The following is a 26,666-nucleotide window of genomic DNA, read 5'->3' on the forward strand; positions in this document are numbered from 1 at the left end:
TACAAAGAGGTATATCTATGGCTATTTATAACAATATCACTGAACTAATCGGACAAACACCGATTGTTAAACTTAACAACATTGTTCCAGAGGGGGCTGCAGATGTTTATGTAAAACTTGAAGCTTTTAACCCTGGATCGTCAGTAAAAGACCGTATTGCCCTTAGCATGATTGAAAAAGCGGAACAAGATGGTATTCTAAAACCGGGTGCTACCATTGTTGAGGCAACGAGTGGAAATACTGGTATCGGACTTTCTTGGGTAGGTGCTGCTAAGGGATATAAAGTTGTTATCGTCATGCCCGAAACGATGAGTGTGGAACGACGTAAGATTATCCAAGCCTATGGTGCTGAACTCGTCCTTACTCCTGGTAGCGAAGGAATGAAAGGAGCTATTGCCAAAGCTCAGGAAATCGCAGCTGAACGTGACGGCTTCCTTCCACTCCAATTTAATAACCCAGCTAATCCAGAAGTGCACGAAAGAACAACAGGAGCTGAAATACTAGCTGCTTTCGGTTCTGATGGACTAGATGCCTTTGTGGGTGGTGTCGGTACTGGTGGAACGATCTCAGGTGTTTCTCATGCACTAAAAGCTGTCAATCCAAACATTCAAGTTTTTGCGGTTGAAGCTGATGAGTCTGCTATCTTATCTGGTGAAAAACCTGGACCTCACAAAATTCAAGGCATCTCAGCTGGATTTATTCCTGATACACTTGATACAAAAGCCTATGACGGTATCGTCCGTGTAACATCAGATGATGCACTTACGCTTGGCCGTGAGATTGGTGGAAAAGAAGGCTTCCTTGTTGGGATTTCCTCAGCTGCAGCCATTTATGGAGCAATCGAAGTTGCCAAAAAATTAGGCACAGGTAAGAAAGTCCTTGCTTTAGCACCAGATAACGGCGAACGTTATCTGTCTACAGCACTCTATGAATTTGAAGTGTAGTCTCCTAAATGCACTTAGCCCTTATTATAGGGCTTTTTCTTTGTTCAATTTAAAGAAAAATCTAAGTTCCCTACAGCAAAAGAAAAAGGAAGCAAATTGCTTCCTCTTTTATCATTAGTTATTCAAGGCTGCTGCCATTGTAGCTGCAACTTCTGCTTCGAAGTCGTTCGCAGCTTTCTCAATTCCTTCACCAACTTCAAAGCGAGCGAACTCAACTACTGAAGCGTTAACTGAATCAAGGTATGCTTCAACTGTCTTGCTATCGTCCATGATGTAGACTTGGGCAAGAAGTGTGTAAGCTTGGTCAACTTTAGTGTTGTCAAGCATGAAGCGATCCATTTTACCTGGGATGATTTTGTCCCAGATTTTTTCTGGTTTGCCTTCTGCAGCCAACTCAGCTTTGATGTCAGCTTCAGCTTGAGCAATTACTTCTTCAGTCAATTGTGCTTTCGATCCATATTTTAAGTGTGGAAGGGCTGGTTTGTTAACCATTGCACGGCTTTCGTTATCTTGGTCGATTACGTGGTTCAATTGTGCCAACTCATCTTTAACGAATTGAGCGTCCAATTCTTTGTATGAAAGAACTGTTGGTTTCATCGCTGCGATGTGCATTGACAATTGTTTAGCAAGAGCTTCGTCTCCACCTTCGATAACTGAGATAACACCGATACGACCACCATTGTGTTGGTAAGCTCCAAAGTGTTGTGCATCTGTTTTTTCGATCAAAGCAAAACGACGGAATGAGATTTTTTCCCCGATAGTTGCAGTTGCAGACACATAAGCTGCTTCAAGAGTTTCACCTGAAGGCATTGTCAAAGCAAGTGCTTCTTCGTTGTTAGCTGGTTTTCCTTCAGCAATTACTTTAGCTGTAGCATTAACCAAGTCAACGAATTGAGCGTTTTTCGCAACGAAGTCAGTTTCAGCATTTACTTCAACTACTGCTGCAACGTTACCGTTAACAAATACACCAGTCAAACCTTCAGCTGCAACACGGTCAGCTTTCTTAGCTGCCTTAGCCATACCTTTTTCGCGAAGCAATTCGATCGCTTTTTCGATATCACCTTCAACTTCAACCAATGCTTTCTTAGCGTCCATAACACCAGCACCAGATTTTTCACGCAACTCTTTAACAAGTTTAGCTGTAATTTCTGCCATTTTGATTCTCCTATATTTTTTAAAATAGGAGAGCCGGGCTAAGCCCCGCCCTCCTAGGTAATGATTACTTATTTGAATTAAGCGTTGTCGCCTTCTACAACTTCAACGATTTCTTCGATTGAGTCTGCTTGAGCTTCTGAAGCTGCAAATTCTGCTTCAACTGCTACCGCATCTTCACCTTGACGTCCTTCGATGATAGCGTCAGCCAATTTAGCTGTAATCAATTTAACCGCGCGGATAGCGTCATCGTTAGCTGGGATGATTACATCAATATCGTCTGGATCAGTGTTTGTGTCAACCATCGCTACAACTGGGATACCCAATTTTTTAGCTTCTTTAACAGCGATTTGCTCTTTATGTGGGTCAACTACGTACATTACATCTGGGATACGAGGCATGTCTTCGATACCACCCAAGAATTTTTCAAGACGTGCACGTTGTTTGTTAAGAAGTGCAACTTCTTTCTTAGGAAGAACGTCGAAGATCCCTTCCTCTTCCATACGTTTGATTTCTTTCAAACGAGCAATACGTTTTTGGATAGTTCCCCAGTTAGTAAGAGTTCCACCCAACCAACGGTGGTTGATGTAGTATTGACCTGAACGTACAGCTTCTTCAGCAACAGCGTCAGCAGCTTGTTTCTTAGTACCAACAAACAATACAACTGCATCGTTAGCTGCTGCATCACGCATAAAGTCATATGCTTGATCAGCGTATTTTACAGTTTGTTGCAAGTCGATAACGTGGATTCCGTTACGCTCAGTGAAGATGTACTTAGCCATCTTAGGGTTCCAGCGACGAGTTTGGTGACCAAAGTGTACACCAGCCTCAAGAAGTTGTTTCATTGAAATTACTGCCATGAGTATTTCTCCTTTTTGTTTTTTCCTCTTCTAGATTTCAGCTTGCAAAACGACCCAAGGGCAACAGTTTCACAATTCATCAAGAATGAGTATTATCGTTTACACGACAAGTTTTATTCTATCATATTTCAACAGTATTTTCAAGCTATTTAGTAGGACTTTCGGATAAAAACATTAAAAGAGACTCGATTGAGTCTCTTCGTTTTATACATTAGTTTGGATAGATGTATGTTACGTAACCTTCAGAAGTTGTAGTTGGGTTGAACCATCCACGTTTGTTTCCGATTGTACGATCTCCACCGTAGTTTGATTCTGATACTTGAATACGAGTTGATGATGAAACTGCTGTAACAACCGCTACGTGTCCATAACCACCATCATTCCAGCATGCAATCGCACCAACTTGTGGAGTTGAACCTGTACGGAATCCTGCTGCGGCTGCACTTGTTGCCCACTGAGCTCCATTTCCCCAGTAATCTCCAGCCCAAGGTGCCAATGTTTTAGCTCCCCAAGTACATTCACCAGTTGGATAACTTGAAGCATTTGAGCTGTAAGTTGGACGTTGTCTAGCAGGCGCTGGCGCAGGTGCTGGAGTGTAGCTTGAATCCTCATCGTCAGTTGTTGATGTTGCCTGTACTTGAGCTGAGAAACTTGTGTTTCCAGAAGCAACAACTGACTGCTGTTGACTTGTTTGACGTGCTCTGTAAGTTGCTTCTGCCTCTGCTGCAGCACGTGCTTCTGCCTCTGCTGCTGCTTTCTTCTCTAGCAAACTAGCTTTTTCACCTTCTGCAGTAGCTTTTTCAGCAGCAAGATTCAACTCTGCAACCTTCAACTCAGCTTGCTTAGTTGTCAATGCCTGCGCATCATCAGCCAGTTTTTGTTGGTTAGCAATAACTGTATTGATTGCTTCATTATTGGCTACTTGTTTATCAGAAATTGCTTTTTTATCAGCCTTTTGTTGCTCCAACATTTTGTTGTTAGCCGATACAATCTCGCTCATTGCAGCAACACGCGAAATGGCTTCTGTGATTGATTTTGAGTTTACAATTGTATTAATGTAGCTAGTCGCAGCTCCATTTGTCTGTGCGCTACGTGCTTGTTTTTCTAAAGAAGCATTACGAGCCACGATATTTTTAGAAAGCTCTGTAATTTCTCCTTCAAGTTTTTTAGATTCAGCTTGTAATTTTTCGTTTTCAGCTTGCAAGCTTGCTTGCTCTACTTGAATTGTTGAAACTTGACCTTGGATTTGATCCACTTGCTTTTGAGCTTCTTGTTGTTGCTCTGTTAAACTGCTAATTTTATTATCTTGAGCAGCAATTTTTTCATCAGTTGTTTCTGCACGAACAGTTGTCAATACTGCCGTTTGTGAGACCAATACTGTACTTAACAAAAGTGACGCTAAGATTTTTTTCTTCATATTCTGTCGATACTCCTTCTATTTGAGACATTACTAGTATACCAAAAAAAGACATAATAAATATTACGCCTTTGTTACATTTATATTTCTTTCTTATAGATAAATTTTTTCAAAAATAAATTGAAAAATGACAATCCATAAGAAGTTCAGAATCATTGATGGGACAAGGCTATAGACGATGAATATCGGCATGTAATCTACAGTCAGTCCCACGGCAAGAGCCAAAAGATAGCTCCCCATATCAAACAGAAAACTGATCACAATAATGGTCAACATCCTTGTCCAACGATTTGTCAAAATCACGCTGTTAAACTTGTGGAGCGAAGCACCTATCAAGATAAACAAAAGCGTGGCAATTCCAATCAAGTGGAAAAAATAGATATCGTAAACCAAACCCACTATAAAACAATAGGCTAGGTAGAGATATTCCGATACTTCGATTGTCTCAAATAAGAGAAACAAAAATAGAAAATGACTGGCTAAATGAAAGTGGGGGAAAAAGGATCCCACCAGTTGTCCAATATGAGCATCAATTAGCACAACAAAAGGGAGTAAAAAGAAAATACCAATTTGTTTTAACAATCTCATTGCTAATTCCCCACTAACTCTACCACATGAAGATCTTTGATATCAGCACTTAACTTTACAGTTACCTCTCGTGTTAGATAGTCACTGCTGTGCGTTGTACCAACAATCTCTCCAACAGGAATATCTTTGACATTAAAGTTTCCTAGCCCACCTGTAGTCACCTTGTCTCCAGCACTGATGTCACTATTACTATTTAATTGACTGATTTTAAGCAGTTCAGATTCCTTGTCATAACCAACGATAATTCCGTAAATTTCAGTAGAACCATGTTGGATTTTAACAGAGATCTTATCCGTGTTTTCAGCGTTGGTTAAAAGATTGACAGTTGTTGAATGATCCTCCACCTTTGAAACACTACCAACCAAGCCACCGTTTGCAATGACTAACATATTTTCAGAAGCTCCTTTTGCACTTCCTACATCAATTGTTAACTCTTGCTTCCAAGATACTGGAGCACGCATAATCACATCTGCTGCTAGGGTTTTTGTAGCTTGTAATTTTGATTTCATCTCTAGCAACTGACGTAGTTGTTCATTTTCTGTTTTTAAACGTTCTGATTGATTAGACTCCACCTCTAATTGATAGAGTTGTTTTTTTAGACTCTCGTTTTCATTGTAAGTCTGCGTCAAATGGCCCAAATCCGATTTGAAAGCATCAAACCACTGAAAAGGTTTTTGAACAATTCTATCTACTAAGGAAATGCCATCTCCTAGTTTTGTCACAATAGCACTTGAATAGGTTGTCACTAATAGTACAGAAACTGCCAAAACTGTGACAAAAACGATGATTAGATATTTTGATTTTTTAAAACGGTTCATATTCCTACCTTTATACTAAAAACCTGCTACTGTGAGCTTCTTATCAATCCTACAAACCTACTAAGATTTTAAGAAAAATAAGAAACATCCCAGTACCAAAATCACAAGAATTGCCAGTGTATCCTTTTGACTCCATCTCAATTGTCTATACTGACTTCTACCCTTTCCTCCCTGATAACCACGCGCTTCCATGGCTATTGCCAATGAATCTGCACGCTTTAAGCTCGTCGCAAAAAGAGGAATTAAAATTGGAATCATAGCCTTTACTTTTTGAACGATGCTTCCCTCACCAAAATCAACTCCACGAGCTTTTTGAGCATTCATAATTCGCGTTGTGTCATCCATCAAGGTTGGAACAAAACGCAAACTCATTGATAACATCAGACCAATTTCATGAACGGGAACTTTCACGCGTTTCAGCGGTGCTAAAAGAGCTTCAACTGCAGCTGCCAGACTCAAAGGCATGGTCGTTAATGTCAGCAAGGTTGAAAAGAAAATAATCAACACAAAACGACAGAAAATGATTCCCGCTTGTTGCAACGCATAATCCGTTATTCTTATAAAAGAAAACTCAAATAGAACATTTCCACTTGAAATGAAAAAGAGCTGAAAAAGAGTTGTAAAAGCAATCAGGAAGAACATGGATTTTAATCCCTGAATGAAAAATGAGAGGGAGACGCCCGACAAAGCGATAAATATACCTGTCGCTACAAACAGAATGAGATTAGCGAGGGGATTATTGGCCCAAAATACAATCAAAATCAACAGGATCATAGCGAGCAATTTACTACGGGGATCCAAGCGATGAATAATGGAATCTCCTGGTATATAACGCCCTAAAATCATACTATCCATTTAGCGACTCCTTAAACTCCTCTATCTTGATTGGCAGTTTTTTAAAAGCTACACCCCTATCTGCCAAACGTTTACAAAAAGCTGTGATTTTAGGCACACCTAACTGCACATTTTCCATAAAGGCTACATCTTGGAAAACTTCGCTCGGTTTACCACTTTTGACTAAGCTCCCCTTTTCCATAACATAGACCTGATCAGCATACTCAGCTACATCATCCATCAAATGCGTTACCAGAACGATTGTCATTCCAGAAAGGTGAAGTTTTTTAAACAGGGTCATCAATTCTTTTCTGCCCAGAGGATCTAGCCCTGCTGTTGGCTCATCCAAAACCAAGACAGTTGGCTCCATGGCTAGCATACCTGCTATAGCCACACGTCTCATCTGACCACCTGAAAGTTCAAAAGGACTGCGCTCAAAAAGTGACTCATTGATGCCTACCAAGGCTAACTTTTCACGCGCAATTTTCTTGGCCTCTTCCTCAGAAACTCCAAAATTTTGCGGTCCAAACGCCACATCTTTCAAAACAGTCTCTTCAAAAATCTGATTTTCAGCAAATTGAAACACTAGACCAACCTGCTTTCGAATCTGGCGAATTTCTTTATTGGTTGATGTAGGGGTAATGACGGTATCGAAAACTCGAATAGAACCTTTACTTGGTACTAATAGGCCATTTAAAAGCTGTAAAATCGTTGATTTCCCACTACCCGTGTGTCCTACTAAAGCTGTATAGGAGCCATCCTCAATCGTCAAGGAAACATCAGTCAAAGCTGATGAAGATAGGGGAGTCCCCTCTTGATAGGTAAAGCTCACATTTTCTAGAGTAATTCCCATAACTTGTCCTCTAGCTCTCCTTCTGTCAAATATCCATCCGGCAACTGATAACCAGTCTCTCTCAAAGATTCTCTCAATTGATTAGTAAAAGGCTCATCTAACCCTATCTGGTCAAGGTCATCCCGAGAAAAAAGTTCTCTTGGACTGCTGGTTGACTCCACTTGGCCTTTTTTCATGACCAAGACACGATCACTCATCGCAACTTCTTCCAAATCGTGCGTAATGGAGACGACTGTCATCTGGTGGTATTTTCGAATCTCTTGAACTGTCTGAATCAGTTCTCTGCGCCCCTCAGGATCCAACATACTTGTAGCCTCGTCCAGAATCAAAATAGCTGGTCTCAAGGCAACAACTCCTGCAATAGCCACCCGTTGTTTTTGTCCACCAGACAAACGAGCTGGTTCTCTCTTCTTAAAGTCCAGCATACCTACCAACTCCAAAGATTCAGCCACTCTCTTTTTCATTTCTTCACGAGGAAGTCCCTGATTTTCTAGGCCAAAGGCAACATCATCTTCAACAGTCGCCCCCACAAATTGGTTATCTGGATTTTGAAAAACCATACCAATTTGACGACGCAAGTCCCAAACGTTCTCAGAGGACAGCAGTTGACCATCTATCCAGATTTCTCCAGACTCTGCTTCAAGCAAGCCATCAATCAAACGGATAGTTGTTGATTTTCCACTCCCATTATGGCCTACAATCGAAAGCCATTCTCCACGTTTCACGTGAAACGAGACATTATTAACGTCATAATGTTCCTGGTCTTCCTTATAACGAAAAGACAGATCTTTTACTTCAATAATCGATTTCATTTCGAACCAAATGTCCCTTTGAATACATAAGCGCTACCCTTGAAATAATCATAACCAGAGTAGATAGTGAAAAACAAAGCTATATAAAGCAACAGTTGCCCAATTAAATTCCAATGTAAGAGCAAAAAGATAATGGCAAACATTTGACTAAAGGTCTTAATTTTCCCTGGCATCGCTGCTGCTAGAACTGTCCCTCCCGTCTCAACAAGCAACAAACGCAAGCCTGTCACCGCAAGTTCACGACAGATGATAATAGCAACAACCCAAGCTGGAGCCATACCTAACTCAATCAACATGATAAAAGCTGACATAACCAGCAACTTATCCGCCATCGGATCTGCAAACTTTCCAAAGTTGCTGACTACATTCCATTTACGAGCAAGATAGCCATCGAGATAATCCGTTATACTAGCAACTGCAAAGATGATTGCTGCCAGCAAGTGACTGCCTTGTGAATGGCCCAAAGTCAAAATAAGAATAAAGAGAGGTATAAAGAGAATTCTACCAATTGTTAATACATTAGGGATTTGTTCTTTTTTCATTGTTTCTTCCTTAGTCTGTAGTGAATGTAAGTGTTACAGTTCCAGTCTGAGTCGTCAACTTGGAAGTATCAACTGTTTGATTATCTACAGTCACAGTAACTCCCTTCACTACACCTAAGGTGATAGTAACGGGATTCTTAGTTGAAACTGTTGTTTTTGCATTTTTATTGTCTGCGGATAGTGTCACACCACCCTCTAGCTCGCTTCCTGAAACACTAACCCAGCTAGTTACATCCGAAACTGCCAGCTGAACCGTAGCTGTTTCCTTACTCGTTTTATACCGAGCTTCAATGCGGTTTCCTTCGCCTGACACTGTAATAGTTGATTCCGTAGTAGAAGATGGGCTAGACGTCTGACTACTAGAAGATGAACTAGTTGAGGTTGTGGAACTAGTTGAGCTCACAACACTATAATTAGGCGAAGAAGGACGCGTTGGTTGAGTCTGGATATAATTCCAAACATAATAAGTCACAAAAATTAAAATCGACAAAGCAAATAGAACGAAATAAAACAAGGGGAGATAAGACGTTTTTTTCTTATTTGATCGTCTACGACCAGACAAGTCTTCTTCATCAACATCTACCTCTTCGTAGGTAATCATGCTTCCCGAATCATAGGCATCCAAAATGATTCGCTCGTCCAATTCAACCGCCCAGGCATATTTTCTCAAAAAAGAACGAGCATAAAATGGACTAGGAAGTTGATCAAAATCATCAGCCTCCATAGCCTCTAATAAATTCATCTGAATATCCGTTTTTGCCTGCAGTTCTTCTATACTCAATCCCTGGTTAATTCTGGCTAGACGCAGAACCTCACCAATTGTTTTTTTTCTCATACGTACCATTCCTTCTTTCTAGTATTAGTCATCTTTTAAGCTGGAAAGATTGTGAAATCAACTAGATCACCATTATCAATCAAACGATGTCCAGCTTCTAGAACATCCTCCAAAGTAATTTCCTGTAAAATTTTTGGAAAATCAAAAATTGTTTCTCCGCGATCCATCGGATCGTATTGAGTTGCAATAAATTCCAAAGAGTTCATGCTACTGAAAAACTCACCAAATATCTCACTCTTAACAAGATCTAAATGCTCCTCGGTAATATCCGCATCACTACTAAACTGACGAATCGCTTTACGAAATTGATGCGACAGAGAAACAGGCTCTTTCGTGTCCATTGTCAATATCACAAAATGAAAGCGACTGTTGACTTCAACCTCAAGTGACAATGACGCATCTAACTTCCCATTCTCATATAACTTTTGAAATCGCTCAGAAGTCCAACCAAACATCATCGTAAACAATAATTTTAGCAAAATATTATAACGGTAGCAATCTTCTGCTGCCACCTCACCTGCTCCCCTAATTCCAACAGCAAGTTTTGGTGAAGAGACTTCCATCCGAAGGTTATCTGTTTCTTTGACAGCTTGTAAAGTAAGCTTCTCCTTCCTTACTACCATTTCTTCCAAGTTTCTAAGTTTCTTTTGCAAAAAATAGTTCTCAACTGTATCTACATCAAAATTCCCAACTAAAAACAAAGACATATTTACAGGTTTGTAAAAGGCTGTAAAGTTATTTTTTAAGTCATTTAGCTGGATATTGTTAATTGACTTTTCACTTCCAACAATATCTGCTGCCAGAGGAGTATTGGGATAAAGATTTGCTAATGTTGCAAAAAACAGACGCGAATCTGGATCATCTTGGTACATCTCACGTTCCTGTTGGATAATTTCCCTCTCCATCTCAACTGAATCTTCTGTAAAATGAGCAACTGTTACCAATTCTTCAAGCAAATCCAAATTTTCTGATAAATGATCTATTGTCGAAAACAAATAACTCGTCTTTGTAAAACTTGTAAAAGCATTGCTATCAGCTCCCAAGCGTGTAAAAGACTCCATAATATCTTCAGCATTTTCTCTCTCAAACAGTTTGTGTTCAAGAAAATGTGCAATTCCAGCTGGATAACACTGTAAACCTTTTTCAGATAGTGTAAAGTTTGTGTCTACTGATCCAAATCGAACTGTTACAACTCCGTAAACTTCATTAAATTGTTTCTTAGGAAGGAGAGAAACTATCAATCCATTTGATAGACGAGTCTGATAAACCGTCTCCTTTACAGCAGGATAGTATTTTTCTTCAAAGGTAACTGGTGTCATTCTATTCCTTCCATAAAGTATATCGCTTGTAACCGGACACTATTTGCTGCTTTGCAGATAGCTTCTTTATCAACTTGATTTAATTTTTCAATCCAATTGTCAAAATCTGATGTAGATTTCCCTAACAAACTTTTCAAGTAAACTCGCTCGATTAGTGAGCTTTGACTATCTTGCGCAAGCAACAAGGTTCTGCTAATCATCTCCTTAGTCTGTTCAATCTCCAAATCTGTAAAATTACCTTTTTTTAGTTCAAGTAATTGATGATTCATCAATTTTCTGGCTTGATTGCGCTTTTCTCGGTCAATGCCAGCATACATCCTCAATTGACCACTAAATAAATCCAATTGACTGGAGATAGTGTAGGCTAGACCAGCATTTTCCCGAACATTTGTAAAAAGCTTAGAGTGAGCAAAACCACCTAACAGACCATTCATTACTACCATGGCTAAATGATGCTTGTCTCCATAGCTCGTAGAACAATGGTAAGCCAATTCCAAAACAGATTGGCCCACATTCTTACGAACCATTCCTTCCCGAAGGACATTTGAATATGGTTGTTTGTACTGAGGCTTGACATCGATTTGACGCCCAGTAAAGGAGAATGACCTCAACCACTCCTTCACTTCTACTTCATTAAAATCACCCAAGAAAAAGAAATCAATTCGATCATTTTTCAGAGCATCTTGAAAGCAAGTGTAGCTACTTTCCGGAGACTCATTTGAAATGCGATTTCGTAAATCACTGTATCTCAATTGAAGACGCTCATCACGGAAGAACAAGCTATCCAACTCCTTATGAGCAAAATAAAATGAATCATCCATATCAGTAGCCAAACTAGCCAATAACTGTTTTCTTTCAATTTCAAATAAGGCTGGCTCAAAAGCACCATCTTGAGCTAAGGGGGCAAATAAAGTCTGGCTCACCAGTTCAAAAATTTGAGAAGTCAAGACATTCTTTTTACTTAAAAAATCATCCCTCACATAGGTAAATGTTAGGTCAAGAATATGTACCTGTCCCCTACGATAAGCACTCGTAGAAATATCTGTTCCATACAAACTTGCTAAATATCTGCGAAAAGCTTGAGATGTTGGGTAAGCTTTATTGGCAGTTTCCAACATACTTGCACTTAACATGCGTCCCGCTATTGTCTCAAGAGATAAGGGAGCAGTAAAACGAATAGTGATTTTATTTGTTTTAAACTTTTTGGATTGAACAAAATGTGCTGAAATTCCAGGCACCAACTCCATACCTTACCTCCTTACATATAGAGTTCTATTATACCACGAAAATCAAAATTTTTCTTGTTCTCTTTATAGCTTTCAAAAGTAAAATCGTTTTCATTTTGACTGACTTTCCTTCAGTTATTTCAGGGAAAATATGGTATAATACCTTAGATTGAGGTGAATTATGGAATACAAATTATTTGAAGAATTTATTACGCTCCAAGCCCTCCTAAAAGAGCTTGGAATTATACACAGCGGCGGTGCTATCAAATCCTTTCTAATAGAGCATCAAGTTTACTTTAATGGTGAATTAGAAAGTAGACGTGGGAAAAAAATCCGTATTGGAGATACGATTGACATCCCTGATTTAAAAATTGACATCACCTTGACACAACCAAGTTTAAAAGAGCAAGAAGAATACCAAGCAGATAAGATTGAAAAAGAGCGGATTGCTAAACTTGTCAAAGAGATGAACAAGGGTGTAAAGAAAGAAAAACAAAAAACTACTTCATCACCTAAAGCCAAACAAGCTCCACGTTTTCCAGGAAGATAACTATGTGGCTTCAACATTTAACAATTAAGACCTTTCGAAATTACAAAGAGGCAAAAATTGATTTTAATCCAAAATTAAACGTCTTTTTAGGCCAAAATGCGCAAGGAAAGACCAATATTCTAGAAGCAATCTATTTCTTAGCTTTGACACGTAGTCATCGTACTCGGACAGATAAAAATCTCATTCATTTTGATGAAGAGCAACTTCATCTTTCTGGCTTAATACAGAAAAAAACAAGCTCTATACCTCTAGAAATTGATTTAACACCAAAAGGGCGTGTGACTAAAGTCAATCACTTAAAACAAGCTCGCCTCTCAGACTACATTGGACATATGAATGTGGTCCTCTTTGCACCTGAAGATCTCCAGCTAATTAAAGGAGCACCTTCCATTCGTCGAAAGTTTATAGACATCGAACTGGGACAAATTAAACCAATTTACTTGTCAGACCTGTCAAACTACAACCATATACTCAAGCAAAGAAATACTTACCTAAAATCCAGTCAAAAGATTGACGAAACATTTCTGTCAGTCTTAGATGATCAGTTGGTAGAATACGGTTGTCGCGTCATAAAGCATCGGATAAAATTCATTAAAGATTTAGAAAAATTTGGTCAAAAAAAACACTTAGAAATTTCAAATCAATTAGAAGAGTTGTCAATATCTTATCAATCATCTGTCAACTTTACTAATGAAGAACTGTTAATGGATTCTTTTAAAACGGCTTTAGAAAAAAGTAGATCAAGAGATTTATATAAAAAGAATACTGGTGTCGGCCCTCATCGAGATGACATTACTTTCTATATCAATGGTATAGATGCTAGTTTTGGAAGTCAAGGTCAACATCGTAGTCTTGTACTCTCTATAAAATTAGCAGAAATAGAGTTAATGGAAAGTATTACCAACGAGTCTCCGATACTACTACTTGACGATGTTATGAGCGAACTTGACAACACTAGACAACTAAAATTATTAGAAACGATTTCACAATCTATCCAAACCTTTATCACAACAACAAGTTTAGACCACTTGCAAAATTTGCCAGAAAATCTTAGTATCTTCAATATCCAAAGTGGTAAAGTATCTGTAAACCCAAATTGACAACTTTGTAAACAAAAAGAACTCCTGAAATTCAGGAGTTCTTTTTTACTTCTTACATAGAGTAGTTTGGCGCCTCATTAGTGATTTGTACATCATGAGGATGGCTTTCTTTCAGGCCAGCCCCAGACATTTCAATAAATTGAGCGTTGTCATGCAATTCTTTAAGGTTAGCTGCACCACAGTAACCCATACCAGAGCGAATACCACCAATCATTTGGAAAACAATATCAGCTGCTGCGCCTTTATAGGCTACGCGACCTTCAATTCCTTCTGGAACAAGTTTGTTCGCTTCATTGACAGAACCTTGGAAGTAACGGTCACTTGAACCTTTCTTCATTGCAGCGATTGACCCCATACCACGGTAAGTCTTGAATTTACGTCCTTGGAAGATTTCCGTTTCACCTGGTGCTTCGTCTGTTCCAGCAAACATTGATCCAAGCATAACTGCATTTCCACCTGCGGCAAGGGCTTTTACAATATCTCCAGAATACTTGATTCCACCATCAGCAATAATTGTTTTTCCATATTCGCGCGCAACGGCTGCCGCATCATAGATTGCTGTCACTTGTGGGACACCCACACCTGCAATCACACGAGTAGTACAGATAGAACCTGGTCCGATACCGACTTTGACAACATCTACACCTGCATCATAAAGAGCACGCGCACCTTCTGCAGTTGCAATATTACCAGCAATCAAAGTGCGATCTGGGAAATGAGCACGAATCTCAGCAATTTTACGCAAGACACCTGCAGAATGACCATGCGCAGTATCAATAACAATTGCATCAGCACCTGCTTCAAAAAGGGCTTCGGCACGTTCAAATGTATCTGAAGTGACACCTACCGCACCAGCAACTAGAAGACGGCCAAATTCATCCTTTGCTGCATTTGGAAATTCAATCACTTTTTCAATATCTTTAATAGTAATCAAGCCAGAAAGACGACCTTCTTCGTCTACCAAAGGAAGTTTTTCAATACGGTGTTCTTGAAGAATGCTTTCAGCTGTTGCAAGATCTGTACCAACAGGAGCAGTAACAAGATTTTCGCTGGTCATGTGGTTTGAGATTGGCTGATTGTAATCTGAAATAAAGCGAAGATCTCGGTTTGTCAAAATACCAACCAATTTACGATTTTCAAGTGTTTCCACAACTGGAACACCACTGATACGGTAGCGTCCCATCAGTTCGTCCGCTTCAGCAATAGTGTGTTCTGGAGTCAAGAAGAATGGATCAATAATAACACCATTTTCAGAACGTTTTACCTTGCGAACTTCATCTGCCTGTTGCGCAATAGACATATTTTTATGGATTACTCCAAGACCACCTGCACGAGCAATAGCAATGGCCATTTGACTTTCTGTGACTGTATCCATCGCGGCTGTTATAATTGGGATATTTAAAGTCAGATTATCTGCCAATTTTGTTGTTAAATCTGCATCATTAGGCAACACATGACTTTCTGCTGGAATGAGCAATACATCATCAAAGGTAAAACCTTTTTTTAAAAATTTAGTATCCCAATTAGACATTGAAGTTTCCTCTTTTCTTTCTTTTTGAGCTTGACTCTTTTTGTATTGTATCTATCATACCATTCTATGAAAATTTGTCAATTATATTTATAACAGAAAACATAAAAAAACTATCCCTGTGATTCTATGGAAGAGATAGTTTTACGATTCATATTTTATCTATTATTTAAAATAATTTAGTCCCATTGCTCCCTTAACTTCAGATAGAGTTTGCCCTGCAACCTCACGAGCTTTTTCACTACCTTTTTGAAGCATATTGTACACTTCACCCATATCCTTAGCAAATTCGATACGGCGCTCACGAATAGGACCAAGTTCACGTTCGAGTATTTCAAGTAGATAACGCTTCGTCTTCACATCGCCAAGACCACCACGTTGATAGTGTTCTTTCATCTCTGCAATGTCTTGAGCATCTTCAGGACGACCAAAAACATCTAGATAATGGAAAACCATATTTCCTTCAATCTTACCTGGATCCTCGACTCGAATATGGTCTGGATCAGTATACATGCTCATGACTTTTTTACGCAAGGTATCCGCATCATCAGCTAGATAAATACCATTATTAAGGGATTTAGACATCTTGGCATTTCCATCTAAACCAGGCAAACGCCCTGCTCTCTCATTTTCTGGATAAATACCTTCCGGTTCCACCAAGACATCACAGTTATATGCGTTATTAAAGGAACGAACAATCTCGCGAGTTTGCTCAATCATTGGTTTTTGGTCTGTTCCTACAGGAACATAATTGGCCTTGAAAGCTGTGATATCAGCTGCTTGCGCAATTGGATAAACCAAAAATCCTGTCGGAATACTTTCTCCAAACCCTTTCTGAGCAATCTCTGTTTTCACTGTAGGATTGCGTTCCAAACGAGCTAGTGAAACCAAATTCATATAGTACATAGACAGCTCAGCCAACTCTGGAATTTGACTTTGAATAAAGATAGTCGATTTACTAGGATCCAATCCAACTGCTAGATAATCTAAGGCAACATTCCCAATCGATTCTACAATCGTTTGAGGGTCTTTGGCATGATCTGTCAACGCTTGTTGGTCCGCCAAAAAAACAAACATGTCATACTTGTCTTCTTCCTGCAGTAATACTCTATTTTTAAGACTCCCAACATAATGTCCAATATGCAATTTTCCTGTTGGGCGATCTCCTGTTAAAATAATGGGTTTCGTCATTTTTTTCTCCTTCGAAATGGTCTCTTCAATTATAGCATTTTTTTGTTAAAATAACAGAAAATTATTTAAATCAAACGACTAACTCATTGTAAATAAAACTGTAAACTTAATTGACACAAAATTGACAGATAAAAATTTGAATATTTCTCTCTTTTCTAGTAGAATAAATGTATTACATATTATAGGAGAAAAATATTGCTTACAGTATCTGATGTTTCACTACGTTTTAGTGATCGCAAACTTTTTGATGATGTCAACATCAAATTTACAGAAGGAAATACATACGGATTAATTGGTGCTAATGGTGCTGGGAAGTCTACATTCTTAAAAATTCTGGCTGGTGATATCGAACCTACAACTGGTCACATCTCTCTTGGCCCAGATGAACGTCTCTCTGTCCTCCGTCAAAATCACTTTGACTATGAAGATGAACGTGCAATTGATGTCGTTATCATGGGAAATGAAAAACTATATAGCATCATGAAAGAAAAAGATGCTATTTACATGAAGGAAGATTTCTCAGACGAGGACGGTGTTCGTGCAGCTGAACTTGAAGGTGAATTTGCCGAACTTGGAGGTTGGGAAGCAGAAAGTGAAGCATCTCAATTACTTCAAAACCTAAATATTCCAGAAGAATTGCACTACCAAAACATGAGCGAATTGGCCAATGGTGAAAAAGTGAAGGTTCTCCTTGCTAAAGCCTTATTTGGTAAACCTGATGTTCTTCTTTTGGACGAGCCGACCAACGGTCTTGATATCCAGTCTATTACTTGGTTAGAAGATTTCTTGATTGACTTTGATAACACCGTTATCGTTGTATCCCACGACCGTCACTTCCTCAACAAAGTGTGTACTCATATGGCCGACCTTGACTTTGGAAAAATCAAACTCTATGTCGGAAACTACGACTTCTGGAAGGAATCTTCTGAGCTTGCTGCTAAATTGCTAGCAGACCGTAATGCCAAGGCAGAAGAAAAAATTAAGCAATTGCAAGAATTCGTTGCTCGCTTCTCTGCCAACGCTTCTAAGTCAAGACAAGCAACGTCTCGTAAAAAAATGCTTGACAAGATTGAATTAGAAGAGATTGTGCCATCTAGTCGTAAATATCCATTTATCAACTTTAAAGCAGAACGTGAGATTGGTAATGATCTCTTGACAGTAGAAAATCTAACTGTAAAGATTGATGGTGAAACTATCCTAGACAATATTAATTTCATCTTGCGTCCAGGTGATAAGACAGCTCTTATTGGACAAAATGACATCCAAACGACTGCATTAATTCGTGCAATCATGGGTGACATCGACTATGAAGGAACTGTCAAGTGGGGAGTTACTACTAACCGTTCTTACTTGCCAAAAGATAACTCGGCTGATTTTGCAGGGGGAGAGTCAATCCTTGACTGGTTGCGTCAATTTGCAAGTAAAGAAGAAGATGACAATACCTTCCTACGTGGTTTCCTTGGTCGTATGCTCTTCTCTGGAGATGAGGTTAACAAACCTGTAAACGTCTTGTCAGGGGGAGAAAAAGTGCGTGTTATGCTTTCAAAACTTATGCTCTTGAAATCAAACGTCCTTGTACTTGATGATCCAACAAATCACTTGGATTTGGAATCTATCTCAAGCTTGAACGATGGATTGAAAAACTTTAAAGAATCAATCATCTTTGCTAGTCATGACCACGAGTTCATTCAAACTTTGGCAAACCATATTATTGTTTTGTCTAAGAATGGCGTCATCGATCGTATCGATGAAACCTACGATGAATTCCTAGAAAATGCAGAAGTACAAGCAAAAGTCAAAGAACTTTGGAAAGACTAAATAAGACTTCAAAACTCAGTTGGGGTAGCCAACTGAGTTTTCTATCATTCTACGAGGTAACATGAAATCATTTTTTAAAACATATTGGACCTATTTTGTTTCTTTCATCATTCCTTTAGTAATTATGACCGGAGTATACCTAACTCAAGGTATCTACTGGAATAGCGATACATCTCCACTATTAGGAGATGGTTTCCATCAATACGTTATTTTTGATGTGACTTTACGGAATATTCTACATGGAAATGGTAGTTTGTTTTACACCTTTACAAGTGGCCTCGGACTAAATTTCTATGCTCTATCTAGTTATTACTTGGGTAGTTTTCTCTCGCCTCTGGTTTACTTTTTTAATCTGTCGAATATGCCAGATGCTGTTTATCTGACAACTCTTTTAAAATTTGGATTGATTGGTCTGTCAACCTACTTTAGTTTAAATAAATTATTTCAATCTATCCCTCAGCCTTTAAAACTGGCCTTATCAACTTCCTATGCTTTAATGAGCTTCACTGTCAGTCAGTTAGAGATAAAAACCTGGTTAGATGTTTTCATCTTGATTCCTTTAATTATAACTGGCTTACACATGCTTATAACAGAAAAGAAGCGCCTACTATACTTTACAAGTCTGTCAATCTTGTTTATTCAAAACTATTATTTTGGATATATGACAGCATTGTTTCTTATTTTTTGGTATCTCTGTCAAATTTCTTGGGACTTTAAAACTCGAAAATCATCTTTTCTTGATTTTGTTATTACCTCCTTTTTAGCAGGAATGGCTAGTTTGATCATGACTCTTCCTACATTGTTTGATTTACAAACTCATGGGGAGAAGTTAACTGCCATCACAAAATTAAAGACAGACAGTAGCTGGTATCTGGATATTTTCGCAAAACAATTCATTGGATCTTTTGATACAACTAAGTATGGAGCTATACCAATGATTTTTGTTGGATTGCTTCCTTTTATTTTAACCATTCTATTTTTCACAATAAAATCCATAAGGTTTCACGTGAAACTTACCTATGTAATTTTCTTTATTTTTTTAATATCAAGCTTTTACATAGAGGCACTTGATTTGTTTTGGCAAGGGATGCATACCCCAAATATGTTTTTGCATCGCTATGCTTGGATTTTTTCCACTCTGTTAATTTATACTGCAGCAGAAGTCTTAAATCGTCTGAAAGAACTGAAGCTCTGGAATCTATTTGTCTCACTTTTTCTTGTACTGACAGGGTTTTTGGCTACTGTATACTTTAAATCACATTATTCTTTTTTAACAGATTTGAATATCCTACTCACCCTTGAATTTCTCCTGGTTTATGCTCTTTTACTTCTTGCAGTCATTAGAAAATTTATCTCTGTAAATCTATTTGCAATTCTTTTGTCTTTATTTATAACAGCTGAGATAAGCTTAAATGCTTCATCTCAAATGGAAGGAATAGCTAAAGAATGGGCCTTTGCTTCTCGTAGCGCCTATAATAGAGATATCACTGCTATGGAATCCATTCTAAACCAAATTGACAATCCATTTACACGTACTGAAAAACTGCAAATTCAGACTGGGAATGACAGTATGAAATTTAACTACAATGGAATCTCTCAATTCTCATCTGTACGAAATCGTTCAGCTAGCACTAGTTTGGACAAACTTGGATTCAAATCTTCTGGAACCAACCTCAATCTCCGTTATGCAAATAATAGTCTTTTAGCAGATAGTTTATTTGGAATCCAGTACAATATTTCTGAAACTTCGCTTGATAAGTATGGCTTTCAAGAGATTTATCAAAAGGATCATTTAACCTTATATAAAAATCAACTCTCTTTACCCATTGCCTTTGCCACTCAATCTATTTACACAGATGTAAACTTTAACAATCACACTCTAGATAATCAGGCTTTATTTATAAACCAGCTTGCTAATCTCAACTTGGATTACTTCTCCCAAATAGCATATGATAAAACAGATACTTCAGATGGTTTAACCAGCATCACAGGTTCTGCGAATGAAGATGCAAAGATTGATTATCAAATTGAGGTTCCTCAAAATAGTCAAGTCTATCTCTCTTTTTCAAATCTTCATTTTACAAACGATAAGCAAAAGAAAGTTGACATCATTGTCAATGGAGAAAAAAAGACTTTTACAACTGACAATGCATTTAATTTCTTTAATTTGGGTTATACTGAAGAACAAAAAACTTTCGATATCAGTGTTAGTTTTCCTGGAAATTCTCAAGTATCATTTGAATCACCGACCTTCTATCGTTTAGATACTCAGGCTCTTACTGAAGCAATCCAAAAAATTAAAGAACAACCTGTAGAAGTATCCACCTCTAAAAATAAAGTCTTTGCTACATACGAAGTTAAACAAGATACCTCTATTTTCTTCACTATTCCTTATGACAAAGGTTGGTCTGCATACCAAGATGGGAAAAAACTTGAAATCAAGCAGGCTCAGACTGGTTTTATGAAAGTTGATGTTCCAAAAGGAAAAGGCACCATTACACTTTCCTTTATCCCCAATGGTTTTGTTATTGGAGCAGCCTGCTCACTAACTGCCCTTCTTCTTTTTGGGATCTATAATCACAGACGAAATTTATCTAAGACAGAAAAAGATTGACCAATTCCTTGGCCAATCTTTTTAATCTTCTTCCATTTTCTTAGGTTGATAAGCTAGCATACCTAAAGCAGTAAAGAAAGCTAGAGTTATAATAAGGAAAATCACTTGATGATGAATATTTCCTGTCATAGAGATTGTTTGTCGTAAGCCTGATACAGAATAACTCATTGGTAACCAAGGATTGACACCTTTGAAGAAATCATTTGTCAAAGCAAGGGGATAGGTCCCTGCACTTGATGCTAACTGTAATAAAAGTAAAATAAGAGAGAAGAAAGCTCCAATACGGCTATTCCAAGTTGTTAAAGCTGTCACCATAGACATGAAAGCTAAACTTGTGATTATAATTAGAATCAAAGTCCTCATCTCATGGTTCGCAGTCAATCCAATAAGATGGACACCTCCATAAACTAAAACACCTGCTAAGACAGCTATAATACCATTTATTTCAGAGCGAGACTTCAACCAAGCCCAACGACTCTCTGGATGACGTCCAGAAGGCAACTTAGCAAAAATCATATTGGTAGATATAGCAGCAACAAAAAGAGCAACTGATATCATATAAGGAGCCATAGCAATCCCATTTACAGGAACTTGGTCATTATCTGTTTTTGAGAGAAGTAGAGGTTCAGATAATGTTTCTGCATTTTTAGATTCTGTTGAAGCTGATTTGAGTTGATTATTAGCATTGCCTAATCCTTGTCCTAATGAATCAACTCCCGTCTGTAAATCTTCAAGACTAGAGGTTAAGGTTGTTCCACCTTCTGCTAATTTTCCAGCACCATCTGCCAATTTATTAGCTCCATTCTCTAATTGAGAAGCACCTGAAAGTAACTGACTGGATTTGTCTGCTAATTGCCCAGATCCGGATTGTAATTTATCAACTCCTGCTATCAATTCTTGACTCTTTTGATTCAATTGATTGGAGCCAGTTGATAATTTTTCAATGCCAGATACTAATTCTGGAGTTTTTTCAACTAATTGACCAACTCCTGCTGTCAAGCTAGACGATTTTTGTGTCAAGGTATTTGAGCCTGAAACTAGTTGATCCAAACTACCTGTCAAGGTGGAGTTTTTTTCACTTAGTTGACTTGCGCCCTGAGAAACTTTATCAACACCTGCAGTATATGCATTTACACCTGATGTAATCGACTGACTAGCAGGAACTAATTTACTCGTCACTGCTCCCTGTATTTCTGTTAATCCACTTGACAATCCTGTCAAAGAAGTAGAAGCAATAGGTAATACTTGATTGGCTTGATTTTTTAATGTCGAAAGATTTGAAGATTGATTTTGTAAGTTTTCTAAACTTCCCTGTAAACCTTGTACTAAAGCTATAATTGACTGAGCCGATTGAATACTATCAGTCGAATTTTGAGATACAGAAGCGCTTATCTCAGCTTGTTGCTCACTTGTCAATGATTGATAAGCTGCTGTCGATTGAATATTTGCTAATGTAGCTGCTTTTTCAGACTGAGCACTTACTAGCATTTGATTAGAAAGAGATACTATACTTGATAAAACAGAATCTAATTGTTTTGTATCTCCAACATCAATATTTTGAATAGCTTGATTTAACTGATTCAGACCAGAAGATAATTGAGCAATTTGATCTTTTTGCTCAGACGAAGCATCTAACTTGCTAGAAAGTTGTTGAATCCCTTCACTTAATTGCTCCACACCCATTCGAAGTGTAGCTGATTGACTAGATAACTGATTCGCACCTGTTGCAAGATTTCCCACTCCATTTGTATAGGCACTAACACCAGATGAAAATTGATTAAGACCAGTATTGAGCTGAGAAACACCGCCAGTATAGGCCTCTACACCAGTATATAACTGATTGATTCCTCCTACTAATTCAGGACTTTTAGAAGCTAATTGACCTAATCCGCTATCTAATTTACTTACTGCACCAGTATATGTAACTAAACCACTATTAAAAGTCCCTAAGCCAAGATGAAGTTGTTCAACACCAGAAACATAAGCAGATAATCCTTTGGTAAACTGCTCCGTTCCATTTGAAAATGTTAAACTTGAATCTGCTAAAGAGTGTAGGTTAGTAGTCAATGTTTGACTTCCTGTCACTAACTGATTCGCTCCATCAGTTAATTTTTCACTACCAGAAGCTGCTTGACTCATACCATCCTTTAATTCGACCATCTTGTTAAATAAAGCTTTAGTATAGGTCTCAGTTACATTTGTAGAAACATTCTGCTTCAATTGTGTCATCGCAGAATCGCTCATCTTGCTAGCAATAAAACTATGACCACTTGAAGTCTGATAATCGATTTGCATTTGCTCTGGATGATTCGTTAAAATAGAAGCTGCTTTTTCAGATAAATCACTTGGTAAAGTCACTACCATATAGTAATTGCCATCTTCCAATCCCTTCTTTCCTTCATCTTCATCTACGAAATGAAAATCTAAGCTTTTATTTTCTTTTAAATTGGACACCATGTCTTCACCTATTGTCATTGTCTGTCCATTATAAGAAGCTTCCTTATCTTTATTGACAACTGCCACAGGTAGCTCTGATAATTTCCCATACGGATCCCACATAGATGATAAAAATATGATGTTGTATAGAGCTGGGATGAGAGAAATCCCTATCATTACAATGATAAAGGTCGGTTTTTTAAATATTGCTTTCCATTCTTTAAACATATTTTCTCCTTTTTTAAACATATTGTCTAAAATTTTGATATAATAGATTATACATCAAAAAATCAAAATTACAAGGTGGAAAATCATTTTTTTAGACATATCGTCTATTTTTGTATACAAGGAGGAATTATGAAAGAAAGTAATAAACGTTTAAAAACAAAGCGAATTATCGAAAATGCCATGGTTCAATTATTGATGGACCACCCCTTTGATCAAATTTCTACTGTCAAGCTAGCAGAAAAAGCCGAAATCAGTCGTTCCAGCTTTTACACTCACTACAAGGATAAGTATGATATGATTGAACATTACCAAAGTAAGCTCTTTCATACCTTTGAGTATATTTTCCAAAAACATGCCCATCATAAAAGAGATGCTATTTTAGAAGTATTTGAATATTTAGAGTCTGAACCACTCTTGGCTGCACTCTTATCTGAAAATGGGACAAAAGAAATTCAAAATTTCTTGAGAAATAAACTGCATATTATGCTTAGCACTGATCTTCAGAAACGTTTTATGCAACTACAACTAAATCCAATTGAACTCGAATATAGTAGCATTTATCTAACAAATGCCCTATTTGGTGTTTGCCAGACTTGGATTGCCCATGGAAAAAAAGAAAGTCCGCAAGAAATGACAGACTTCCTTATGAAAATGTTAGGTGATGTCAACTAAAAAAGAACACCGGGTAGTGTTCTTTTTATCTGACTCCGCCAGTAGGACTCGAACCTACGACATCATGATTAACAGTCATGCGCTACTACCAACTGAGCTATGGCGGATAAAATAGTCCGTACGGGATTCGAACCCGTGTTACCGCCGTGAAAAGGCGGTGTCTTAACCCCTTGACCAACGGACCATCTATCTGTAGCAGATATAACCATTATATCAATTTCTTACTGATTGTCAATCACTTTTTAGATTTTTTCTCTAGAATATCTTTTAGTTTACGAACTTTCAAACGAGTGATGGGACAGCGATGATCTTCATAAAAGACAACTTCTAGATTCTTTCGATCAATTTCTCTAACATTTCCAATATTGATTAGGAAAGATTTATGAGGAGAATAAAATCGCTGGGTATGTTTGTCCTTTTCCTGAATATCTGTCATGGTTCCATAGAACTCTTTGGCAAAATTCTTACCAATAATCCGCAACTTATGAGAAACACCTGTTGTTTCGATATACAAAATATCATGGTAAGGGATTTTCAAATCATTTCCCTTATAGTTGTAATCAAAATAGTCTACAACATCTTCGTTTTCAAGCAGCATACTCTTAGTGTAAAAAATACTCTGCTCGATACGTTTTTTGAACAATTCATCATTGATGTCTTTGTCTACAAAATCTAGAGCTGATACCTGGTATTTGTACGTTAAGGTAGCAAATTCAGATCGACTGGTAATAAAAACAATAATAGCATAAGGATTGTGATGACGGATAAACTGAGCCACTTCAAATCCCTTTTTCTCAATCCCGTGAATATCGATATCTAGGAAATAAAGCTGATTTACTTCATCATTTTCGATATATTCCTTAAACTCACGAACTTTTCCTGTTGTCTTGTAAGAAATAGGAATATTTGATTCCTCAGAGATTTCATTCAATATTCTCTCAAGTCTCACTTGATGCTCAATAACATCTTCTAAAATTAGTACTTTCATTCAAATTCCCTCTTAAATCTAATAATTTGTCTAAATGTGTTGTCTTCCATCTCTGTTTCCAAAATAATGTTGTCATACTTATCTAAAATCTCTTTGACATTATTAAGCCCTAGACCTCTATTTCTTCCCTTGGTAGAGAAACCTAAGGCAAATAAGTCCTCTGAAGGTGTCATAGTGATTTTACATGAATTCTGGATGACTATAACTGTCTCAAAATCCATTTTAATGACTGCAACTTCCATTTGTTTCAAATAACTATCCGCAGCACCTTCAACAGCATTATTTAATAGAATACTCATGATGCGAACAAGATCAAGTAAATCCATTGACAATCTAGTAATAACATCTTTTACTTCCAATGTAAACTCTACATCATTATTTCGTGCATATACAATTGATTGAGCAATCACACTTCGTAAAGCTGAGTCCTCTATACTGTTTAAATCAAAGTAAGTATACTTTTCTGACCTCAATTTTTGATTTGCTTTTACTAAGACTTCATTGTAAACCCTGTTAATTTCTTGTAAATCTCCACTGTCAATCGCCATTTGCATGCTGACAAGCATTCCTGCATAGTCATGACGAAAACCTCGAATTTCATTATACAAGCCCACAATTTCATCTGTATAATTCTGTAAATATTTTTGTTCAAATTTCTTTTGTTTTAGAGCAATCTCTTTTTCAACTTGAACTTTATGAGAGTTCATTGCAAAGAAGCACAATAACATACATATAAAAATAATTGCTGCTAAAATACTCCCAAAGCTATTTAAATGAGGAAAAGTACTAACAATATCTGAAATAAACAGTACAATATGTAAAGTGAAGAAAGCAACTATAACTTTTTTTAAAAAAGGATAGAGATAATCTTTGTCAAAATATTTAAGTTCTAGATTAAAATAGGTAATAATTTTGTCTATTACAAGATAGGTAATTAAATTAATTATGAAAAAGAATAATCTTTCATGTTGTTCTACAAGTAAGTCACCTGTAATAGATGATATAGTAACGGAAAAAAAAGTATGAGCACTTTGATACAATAGTGAAAATATTAAACTTAAAAATATATTTTTTGAGGAATCATACTTTTTAATAAATTTAAAATAGCAATAGAATAGAATTGGATAAAAATTCTTTAAAGTATAATGTAAAATCAGTATTAATTTATCAGAATCTATAAAAGAGAATATAAAAGCATAAATTAATTGAAATATAAAGAATATAAAACCAAAAATATATCTTTCTTTTTTAGAAATTTCACAAATTCGACTATAAATTTTACTGATTATAACACAAGTTAAGAATGCATCTAATATTCCTACCATAATATCCATTTTCTAC

The 26,666-nt window shown here is 37.3% G+C and carries 23 protein-coding genes and 2 tRNA genes; 6 read left to right on the forward strand and 19 right to left on the reverse strand.

All coding sequences use genetic code 11. The features are described 5' to 3' along the window. The first annotated feature begins 17 nt into the window (after positions 1–17). Positions 18–944 (forward strand): cysteine synthase A, encoded by a 927-nt coding sequence (gene cysK, locus SORDD05_RS07900; protein WP_061418719.1) that lies wholly within the window; start codon positions 18–20, stop codon positions 942–944. A 114-nt stretch (positions 945–1,058) separates the two neighbouring features. Here cysK and tsf read toward each other — a convergent pair whose 3' ends face one another. The 12 genes from tsf to yfmF form a co-directional block, all read right to left on the reverse strand. After that, positions 1,059–2,099: a translation elongation factor Ts gene (tsf, locus tag SORDD05_RS07905; protein ID WP_061418722.1), complete on the reverse strand. Its 1,041-nt coding sequence runs from the start codon at positions 2,097–2,099 to the stop codon at positions 1,059–1,061. A gap of 77 nt (positions 2,100–2,176) precedes the next feature. Further along, positions 2,177–2,956 carry a 30S ribosomal protein S2 gene (gene rpsB, locus SORDD05_RS07910; RefSeq protein ID WP_009729575.1) on the reverse strand — a complete coding sequence of 260 codons (780 nt, stop codon included), beginning with the start codon at positions 2,954–2,956 and terminating at the stop codon, positions 2,177–2,179. 211 nt (positions 2,957–3,167) lie between these two features. Then, positions 3,168–4,373, reverse strand: coding sequence for a peptidoglycan hydrolase PcsB (pcsB, locus tag SORDD05_RS07915; protein WP_061418725.1), 1,206 nt, complete (start codon positions 4,371–4,373; stop codon positions 3,168–3,170). A 93-nt stretch (positions 4,374–4,466) separates the two neighbouring features. Further along, complete coding sequence (gene mreD, locus SORDD05_RS07920) at positions 4,467–4,961, reverse strand: rod shape-determining protein MreD (RefSeq protein WP_061418728.1); 495 nt, start codon at positions 4,959–4,961, stop codon at positions 4,467–4,469. 2 nt (positions 4,962–4,963) lie between these two features. Continuing rightward, a complete protein-coding gene (mreC, locus tag SORDD05_RS07925) occupies positions 4,964–5,779 on the reverse strand; it encodes a rod shape-determining protein MreC (protein ID WP_061418731.1) in 816 nt (271 codons plus the stop codon). A gap of 60 nt (positions 5,780–5,839) precedes the next feature. Further along, complete coding sequence (locus SORDD05_RS07930) at positions 5,840–6,634, reverse strand: energy-coupling factor transporter transmembrane component T family protein (protein ID WP_061418734.1); 795 nt, start codon at positions 6,632–6,634, stop codon at positions 5,840–5,842. Then, complete coding sequence (locus SORDD05_RS07935) at positions 6,627–7,466, reverse strand: energy-coupling factor transporter ATPase (RefSeq protein ID WP_061418737.1); 840 nt, start codon at positions 7,464–7,466, stop codon at positions 6,627–6,629. The genes SORDD05_RS07930 and SORDD05_RS07935 overlap by 8 nt, the downstream gene beginning before the upstream one ends. Then, positions 7,451–8,278, reverse strand: a complete 828-nt coding sequence (locus tag SORDD05_RS07940) for an energy-coupling factor ABC transporter ATP-binding protein (RefSeq protein WP_061418740.1) — start codon at positions 8,276–8,278, stop codon at positions 7,451–7,453. The genes SORDD05_RS07935 and SORDD05_RS07940 overlap by 16 nt, the downstream gene beginning before the upstream one ends. Next, positions 8,275–8,820, reverse strand: coding sequence for a CDP-diacylglycerol--glycerol-3-phosphate 3-phosphatidyltransferase (gene pgsA, locus SORDD05_RS07945; RefSeq protein ID WP_061418743.1), 546 nt, complete (start codon positions 8,818–8,820; stop codon positions 8,275–8,277). The genes SORDD05_RS07940 and pgsA overlap by 4 nt, the downstream gene beginning before the upstream one ends. A gap of 10 nt (positions 8,821–8,830) precedes the next feature. Further along, complete coding sequence (gene rodZ / locus SORDD05_RS07950; protein ID WP_061418746.1) at positions 8,831–9,655, reverse strand: cytoskeleton protein RodZ; 825 nt, start codon at positions 9,653–9,655, stop codon at positions 8,831–8,833. Between the two features lie 35 nt (positions 9,656–9,690). Next, a complete protein-coding gene (yfmH, locus tag SORDD05_RS07955) occupies positions 9,691–10,974 on the reverse strand; it encodes an EF-P 5-aminopentanol modification-associated protein YfmH (RefSeq protein WP_061418749.1) in 1,284 nt (427 codons plus the stop codon). Beyond that, the gene (yfmF, locus tag SORDD05_RS07960) at positions 10,971–12,221 is read right to left on the reverse strand and encodes an EF-P 5-aminopentanol modification-associated protein YfmF (RefSeq protein ID WP_000424565.1); all 1,251 of its coding nucleotides are present in this window, start codon (positions 12,219–12,221) and stop codon (positions 10,971–10,973) included. The genes yfmH and yfmF overlap by 4 nt, the downstream gene beginning before the upstream one ends. 160 nt (positions 12,222–12,381) lie before the next feature. On the opposite strand from yfmF, the gene yaaA reads away from it, so the two are divergent. After that, positions 12,382–12,750, forward strand: a complete 369-nt coding sequence (yaaA, locus tag SORDD05_RS07965; protein ID WP_061418752.1) for a S4 domain-containing protein YaaA — start codon at positions 12,382–12,384, stop codon at positions 12,748–12,750. A gap of 2 nt (positions 12,751–12,752) precedes the next feature. After that, on the forward strand, positions 12,753–13,850 hold the full coding sequence (recF, locus tag SORDD05_RS07970) for a DNA replication/repair protein RecF (RefSeq protein WP_061418755.1): 1,098 nt from the start codon (positions 12,753–12,755) through the stop codon (positions 13,848–13,850). A 52-nt stretch (positions 13,851–13,902) separates the two neighbouring features. On the opposite strand, the gene guaB is transcribed toward recF, so the two are convergent. Then, a complete protein-coding gene (guaB, locus tag SORDD05_RS07975) occupies positions 13,903–15,381 on the reverse strand; it encodes an IMP dehydrogenase (RefSeq protein WP_000073416.1) in 1,479 nt (492 codons plus the stop codon). A gap of 162 nt (positions 15,382–15,543) precedes the next feature. After that, the gene (trpS, locus tag SORDD05_RS07980) at positions 15,544–16,569 is read right to left on the reverse strand and encodes a tryptophan--tRNA ligase (RefSeq protein WP_061418758.1); all 1,026 of its coding nucleotides are present in this window, start codon (positions 16,567–16,569) and stop codon (positions 15,544–15,546) included. Positions 16,570–16,764: 195 nt separating this feature from the next. Between trpS and SORDD05_RS07985 the strand changes: the two genes are divergently transcribed. Together SORDD05_RS07985 and SORDD05_RS07990 are read left to right on the forward strand one after the other, a co-directional pair. Continuing rightward, a complete protein-coding gene (locus SORDD05_RS07985; RefSeq protein WP_061418761.1) occupies positions 16,765–18,387 on the forward strand; it encodes an ATP-binding cassette domain-containing protein in 1,623 nt (540 codons plus the stop codon). A gap of 61 nt (positions 18,388–18,448) precedes the next feature. Beyond that, entirely contained in the window at positions 18,449–21,001 is a 2,553-nt protein-coding gene (locus SORDD05_RS07990) for a YfhO family protein (protein ID WP_061418764.1), read from the forward strand. Positions 21,002–21,022: 21 nt separating this feature from the next. Here the strand turns inward: SORDD05_RS07990 and SORDD05_RS07995 are convergent, their stop codons facing one another. Then, positions 21,023–23,665 carry a YhgE/Pip domain-containing protein gene (locus SORDD05_RS07995; protein ID WP_061418767.1) on the reverse strand — a complete coding sequence of 881 codons (2,643 nt, stop codon included), beginning with the start codon at positions 23,663–23,665 and terminating at the stop codon, positions 21,023–21,025. Positions 23,666–23,794: 129 nt separating this feature from the next. On the opposite strand from SORDD05_RS07995, the gene SORDD05_RS08000 reads away from it, so the two are divergent. Beyond that, positions 23,795–24,337 carry a TetR/AcrR family transcriptional regulator gene (locus SORDD05_RS08000; protein ID WP_061418770.1) on the forward strand — a complete coding sequence of 181 codons (543 nt, stop codon included), beginning with the start codon at positions 23,795–23,797 and terminating at the stop codon, positions 24,335–24,337. Positions 24,338–24,370: 33 nt separating this feature from the next. On the opposite strand, the gene SORDD05_RS08005 is transcribed toward SORDD05_RS08000, so the two are convergent. The 4 genes from SORDD05_RS08005 to comD all read right to left on the reverse strand — a co-directional run bounded on the left by SORDD05_RS08005 (position 24,371) and on the right by comD (position 26,659). Further along, positions 24,371–24,444, reverse strand: a tRNA-Asn gene (locus SORDD05_RS08005). 5 nt (positions 24,445–24,449) lie between these two features. Beyond that, a tRNA-Glu gene (locus SORDD05_RS08010) sits at positions 24,450–24,521 on the reverse strand. Positions 24,522–24,572: 51 nt separating this feature from the next. Next, positions 24,573–25,325 (reverse strand): competence system response regulator transcription factor ComE, encoded by a 753-nt coding sequence (gene comE, locus SORDD05_RS08015; RefSeq protein ID WP_000866080.1) that lies wholly within the window; start codon positions 25,323–25,325, stop codon positions 24,573–24,575. Continuing rightward, positions 25,322–26,659, reverse strand: coding sequence for a competence system sensor histidine kinase ComD (gene comD, locus SORDD05_RS08020; RefSeq protein ID WP_061418773.1), 1,338 nt, complete (start codon positions 26,657–26,659; stop codon positions 25,322–25,324). The genes comE and comD overlap by 4 nt, the downstream gene beginning before the upstream one ends. Positions 26,660–26,666 lie beyond the last annotated feature (7 nt).

Source organism: Streptococcus oralis (assembly GCF_001578705.1).
GTDB classification, from domain to species: domain Bacteria; phylum Bacillota; class Bacilli; order Lactobacillales; family Streptococcaceae; genus Streptococcus; species Streptococcus oralis_J.